This window comes from Streptomyces sp. NPDC059788, from assembly GCF_042732265.1.
Classification (GTDB): Bacteria; Actinomycetota; Actinomycetes; order Streptomycetales; family Streptomycetaceae; genus Streptomyces.
The window spans coordinates 1-6,643 of the sequence record NZ_JBHWHY010000107.1 but is presented as its reverse complement, the minus strand read 5'-3'; the positions used below and the strand labels follow the sequence as shown (position 1 = coordinate 6,643).

The window sequence follows — 6,643 nt, the reverse complement described above, 5'->3', positions numbered from 1 at the left end:
ACCAACTCCCGCACCGAACGCCCCAACACCCCATCAAACAACCCACACACCTCATCGAAGGCCCCCGCAAACACCGGAAACACCTCATACAACCCACGCCCCATCCCCACCCGCTGCGAACCCTGACCCGTAAACACCAACCCCAACCCACCACCGGCCACCACACCCGACACCACACCCACCGCCGGCCCACCACCAGCCAACGCCCCCACACCCGACAACAAACCATCCCGATCCCCACCCAGCACCACAGCCCGGTGCTCAAAGACCGACCGCGACGACACCAACGACAACCCCACATCCACCGGATCACACACAGCGCCGGCCTCCGCCAGCCGCCCGGCCTGGCCGCGCAAAGCCGCCTCACTACGCGCGGACACCACCCACGGAACCACCGGCAAAGCCCGCTCGACCGCTACTTCAACAGCAGCCTCAGCGCCGGCATCAGAATCGGCATCGGCCGCGGCCTCAGCATCGGCGTCGGCCTGCTCAAGGATGACGTGCGCGTTCGTTCCGCTCACGCCGAACCCCGACACGCCGGCTCGGCGCGGACGCCCCAGCTCCGGCCACGCCCGGGCATCGGTCAACAGCTCCACGGCGCCAACGGACCAGTCCACATGCGGCGTCGGCGCGTCGATGTGCAGTGACTTCGGAAGGGTGCCCTCCCGCATCGCCATGACCATCTTGATGACACCCGCCACACCGGCGGCGTGCTGCGTGTGGCCGATGTTCGACTTGATGGACCCCAGCCACAGCGGACGGTCTTCCGCGCGTTCCTGGCCGTACGTGGCCAGCAGCGCGTCCGCCTCGATCGGGTCGCCGAGACGCGTGCCCGTGCCGTGCGCCTCCACCGCATCCACATCGGTCGCCGACAGACGCGCATTGGCCAACGCCTGCCGGATCACCCGCTGCTGCGCGCGACCGTTCGGGGCCGTGAGGCCGTTCGAGGCGCCATCCTGATTGACGGCCGTACCGCGTACGACGGCCAGCACCTGGTGCCCGTTCTTCCGGGCATCCGACAGCCGCTCCACCAGCAGGAGGCCCACGCCCTCGCCGAAGTCGGTTCCGTCCGCCGCGGCGGCGAAGGCCTTGCAGCGGGCGTCGGCGGCCAGGCCGCGCTGACGGGAGAAGTCGACGAAGACGCCCGGGGAGGACATGACCGTCACCCCACCGGCCAGCGCCAGCGAGCACTCGCCCGAGCGCAGCGCCTGAGCTGCCAGGTGCAGGCTGACCAACGAGGACGAGCACGCCGTGTCCACGGTCACCGCGGGGCCGGTCAGCCCGAACTGGTAGGCGATACGGCCGGAGGTGACGCTGAGGGTGGTGCCGGTGAGGAGGTGGCCCTCCACGGCGTCGGGGGCGTCGTGGACACGCGGCCCGTATTCCTGGTTGGTGGCCCCCACGAACACGCCCACCTGCGAGCCCCGCAGTGCGGCGGGGTCGAATCCGGCCCGTTCGAAGGTCTCCCAGGCCGTCTCCAGCAGCAGCCGCTGCTGCGGGTCCATGCCCAGTGCCTCACGCGGCGAGATCCCGAAGAAGTCGGCGTCGAACCCTCCCGCGTCGTGCAGGAAGCCGCCGTCCCGGACGTAGCTGGTACGCGGGCTCTCCGGGTCCGTGTCGTACAGGCCCTCCAGGTCCCATCCGCGATCCGCCGGGAACGGCGAGATCGCGTCGACACCGTCGGCCACCAGCCGCCACAGGTCCTCGGGCGACGCCACGCCGCCCGGGAAGCGGCAGCCCATGCCGACGATGGCGATCGGCTCGTACTGCCGCTCCTCAAGTTCGTGCAGCTGCCTGCGGGCCTCACGGCCGTCCGCGATGGAGCGCTTGAGGTATTCGCGGAGCTTGTTCTCGTCAGCCATGTGGTTCAGGGCTCCCCAGCGTTGAAGCGTCGAGTGAGTCGTAGGACGGACGTGCCGGACGGGGCAGGTGGTCGCAGGTGACCAGGGTGGAGAACGGCGGTTCAGCCGCGTTCGTTGACGAGCGCGAAGAGTTCGTCGTCGCTGGCGGAGTCGAGATCGTCCTCATCGCCGGAGCCGGCGCCCGAGCCGGTGTCGGCAGCGCCGCAGAGGTCGAGCAGCGCCCTGAGGGAGGCCACGATCTGCTGGCGCTCCGCCGCGTCGGCTTCGGCGGCGGTCGACTGGACGGTGAGCCTGAGCTTGTCGAGTTCGGCGAGCACCGCGTGGCTCCGCGGAACGTCCTCGGCGTCCACACCGATCTGTTCGCGCAGGTGGGCGGCCAGCTCAGCGGGAGTGGGGTATTCGAACACCAACGTCGTCGCGAGACGCAGGCCGGTGCGGGCATTGAGACGGTTGCGCAGTTCGACCGCGGTGAGCGAGTCGAAGCCGAGCTCCTTGAATGCCCGGTCCTGCCCGATGCCCTCGGCCCCCGAGTGGCCGAGCACCGCGGCCACCTCACCACGGACGAGAGTCACCAGGAACCGGTCCCGCTCCTCCGCAGGCAGTGCCGCCAGTCGCTCCGCCAGCGACGGTCCGCCGGCGGCGGTGTCCGCGACCGCGCTCCGTCGCCGCGCGGCAGCACCCGCGGTGCCTGCGGTGCCTGCGGTCAGCCCGCGCAGGATCGCGGGGAGAGCGTCGCCGCGCGCCCGCAGAGCCGTTACGTCCAGCCGTGCCGGGGCCAGGAGCGTCCTGCCGGTTTCCAGTGACCGTTCGAACAGCGCCATGCCGTCGGCCGAGGTCATCGGGGCCAGCCCGTCCTTGGCCATACGGCGCAGGTCGACGTCGCTCAGATGGCCGGTCATTCCGCTCGACTCCGCCCACAGGCCCCACGCGAGGGACGTGGCGGGCAGGCCGAGCGTACGGCGGTGCTGGGCGAGGGCATCGAGGAAGGCGTTGGCGGCGGCGTAGTTGCCCTGCCCGGCCGTTCCCAGCACCTCCGCGAAGGAGGAGTAGAGGACGAACGAGGACAGGTCCAGGTCGCGGGTCAGTTCATGCAGGTTCCACGCCGCGTCCACCTTCGGCCGCAGCACCGCGTCCACCTGCCCGGCGGTCAGCGAAGCGACGGTCGCGTCGTCGAGGATGCCCGCCGTATGGACCACGGCGGTCAGCGGATGCTCCCGCGGTATGTCCGCCAGCAGCTTGGCCAGGGCCTCACGGTCGGCGACATCACAGGCCGCCACCCTCACCCGGGCCCCCAGCCCGGACAACTCGCCCACCAGCTCAGCCGCACCAGGGGCCTGTTCACCCCGACGGCTGACCAGCAAGAGGTCGCGCACGCCCTGCTCCGTCACCAGGTGACGTGCGGCCAGCGCACCCAAGCCACCCGTGCCTCCGGTGATCAACACCGTGCCCATGTGTTCGGGAACCATCGGGACGGTAAGCACGATCTTGCCGATGTTGCGCGCCTGCGACAGGAAACGGAACGCGGCGGGCGCGCGCCGCACGTCCCACGTCGTGATCGGAAGCGGCTTGAGAACGCCCCGGTCGAACAGGCCGAGCACCTCGACGAGCATCTCCTGCACGCGGTCGGGACCGGCGTCCATCAGCTCGAACGCGTGGTATTCGACCCCGGGGTGGTCCGCGGCTATCCGTCCGGCGTCGCGGAGGTCGGTCTTGCCCATCTCCACGAAGCGCCCGCCGCGCGGCATGAGTTCGAGCGACGCGTCGATGAACTCACGGGCCAGCGCGTTGAGTACGACATCCACGCCTTCGCCGCCGGTGGCCACGGCGAACGCGTCGCGGAACTCCAGCGAGCGGGACGAAGCGATGTGGTCATCGTCGAATCCCTGCGCGTGCAGCGCGCCCCACTTCCCCGGGCTGGCCGTGCCGTAGACCTCGGCGCCGAGATGGCGGGCGATCTGCACGGCCGCCATGCCCACTCCCCCCGCGGCGGCGTGGATCAGTACCGAGTCACCGGCCCGCAGCCTGCCGAGGTCGACCAGGCCGTAGTAGGCCGTCAGATAGACCACCGGCACCGCTGCGGCCTGGGCGAACGTCCAGCCGCGCGGCATCGGCGCGAGCAGCCGGCGATCGGCGACCGCCATCGGCCCGAACCCGCCGGTGAGGAAGCCCATGACGCGGTCGCCGACGGCGAGATCGGTGACGCCGGGCCCGACTTCGAGCACGATGCCCGCGCCCTCGCTGCCCGGCAGAGCGGTCTCGTCGGGGTACATGCCGAGCGAGATCAGCACGTCCCGGAAGTTGAGACCAGCCGCTCGCACAGCGATACGCACCTGGCCCGCCGCCAGGGGCTCCGCCGTCTCGGGGCACGGCGCGAGGGTCAGGTTGTCCAGCGTTCCCCTGGCCGTGAGCGCCAGTCTCCACTCGCGTACGCCCACGGGCGGGGTCAGCGTCTCCGCCGACGTCGTCCGTGCGAGGCGCGGCCTCAGTATCTCGCCCTTACGGATGGCCAGCTGGGATTCCCCGGTGGCCAACGCCTGCGGCAGGGCACGTACGGACTGTTCGTCACCGTCGAGATCGACGAGGACGAAGCGGTCGGGGTTTTCGGTCTGCGCACTGCGCAGCAGGCCCCACACGCCGGAAGTGGCGAGGTCGGCCGCCTCGTGCTCGCCCGTGGCCACCGCGTTCCGGGTGACGATCACCAGCCGGGAGTCGGCGAAACGCTCCTGCGCCAGCCACTCCCGTAGCAGCTCAAGCGCCTCCACGGTCGTTGACCGCGCGCTTGCCACCACGTCGTCGGCGGTGCAGCAGCAGCAGCCCGAGGCCGGAGACACGAGTGTCCACGCGGGCTGCAGCGCACTCGCGGCCAGAGCGGGGAGAGCGGGTAGGCCGGCGGCGCCCTCGAAGAGCCCCGAAGCCTCCGCCCCCACCAGCGCCACCGTCGCGGCGTCGACCGGCTCCTCGGCAACCTCGGCCGCTATCCAGTCGAGGTGGAAGAGCGTGTCGCGTTGTGCCCCCATGGCCTCGCGGAGCGCCTGCTCGGAGACCGGCCGCAAAGTCAGCCCCTCGGCCGAGACAACCAGCGCACCAGCGGCATCCGCTGCAACCAGCGCATACGTATCCAGGCCGGCAGGCGTCAGCCGCACCCGCAACGCGGTGGCCGCACTCGCGTGCACGGTCACCCCCGACCATGAGAACGGCAACACCACTGGGCCTTCGTCCAGCACGGCGCCGGGAAGAAGGCCGTGCAAAGCCGCGTCGAGGAGGGCGGGGTGGAGGATGAACTCTTCGGCCTGGGCGTGCTGGTCCTGGGGAAGTGCGACCTCGGCGAAGATTTCCTCACCACGCCGCCAGACACGACCAAGGCCCTGGAAAGCAGGACCGTAGCCATAACCGCGCTCGGCCACGCGCTCGTAGAGACCCGACATCTCTATCTCGGTGGCGTCCCTCGGCGGCCATGCGGTCAAATCCGCTGCCGCACCCGGCTCGGCAGCAGCCGTGAGCAGGCCTGAGGCATGCAGAACCCACTCGCCGTCGGCACGGTCCGGGGTCTCCGGGCGGGAGTGAACACTCAGCTCACGACCACCCGCCGCATCGGCTGTACCGACCGTGACCTGGACCGTGACCGCACCCTCCTCCGGCAGCACCAGCGGCGCATGCAGCATCAACTCCTCAACCCCCGCGCACCCCACCCGGTCGGCGGCAGCAACAGCCAGCTCCACAAACCCTGTCCCCGGCAACAGCACCGTTCCCAGCACCGCGTGACCCGCCAGCCACGGATGCGAACGCAATGACACCCGACCCGACAACACCAGACCACCACTACCCGCCAGCTCCACCACCGCACCCAGCAACGGATGACCCCCACGGGCCAAACCCGCTGCCACCACACCAGCGCTACCGCCATTGCCATTGGCGGAGGCATCCAGCCAGAAACGCTCACGCTGGAACGCATACGTCGGCAAACCCACCACCCGCGCCCCCGACCCCACAAACAACCGGTCCCACGCCACCTCCACACCCCGCACAAACACCTGCGCCACCGACACCAACAACTGATCCAAACCACCCTGACCACGCCGCAACGAACCCACCACCACCCCGGAAGCGCCCACATCTTCCAAGGTCTCCTGCACGGGAACTGTCAGCACAGGATGCGCACTCGACTCGATGAACACCCCGAACCCGTCCGCCGCCAAAACCCGCACCGCATCCTCAAACCGCACCCGCTCCCGCAAATTCCGATACCAATACCCCGCATCCAACGCCACCTCCCCCAGCCAATCCCCCAACAACGAAGAGAACACCGGAATCCGCGGCACCCGCGGCTCAATACCCGCAAGAACCTCCGCCAGTTCGGATTCGATCGCCTCGACATGCGAGGTATGCGACGCGTAATCCACCGGCACCACCCGCACCCGCACACCCTCGCCCTCCCACACCCGCCGAAGACCCGCCAACGCCTCCACATCACCCGCCACCACCACCGACCCCGGACCATTAACCGCCGCAACCTCCACCCCAGACACAGCCCCCGGAACACCCTCAGCCACGGCCCCGGCCAGGCGTGCCTCCACCGCCTCCAGCGGCAGCGAAACCGACATCATCCCGCCACGCCCCGCCAACGACGACGCAATCGCCCGACTCCGCAACGCCACCACACGCGCACCATCAGCCAACGACAAACCCCCCGCCACACACGCCGCCGCAATCTCCCCCTGCGAATGCCCCACCACCGCATCCGGCTCCACACCCAACGACCGCCACACCGCAGCCAACGACAC

Annotated in this window: 2 protein-coding genes; both read right to left on the bottom strand. The window is 70.0% G+C overall.

The annotated features are described in order from the left end of the window. On the bottom strand, window positions 1-1,862 hold a 1,862-nt coding region (locus ACFV57_RS42470), incomplete at its 3' end, for a type I polyketide synthase (RefSeq protein ID WP_385244603.1). Window positions 1,863-1,963: 101 nt separating this feature from the next. Further along, window positions 1,964-6,643, bottom strand: coding sequence for an SDR family NAD(P)-dependent oxidoreductase (locus ACFV57_RS42465; RefSeq protein ID WP_385244600.1), 4,680 nt, complete (start codon window positions 6,641-6,643; stop codon window positions 1,964-1,966).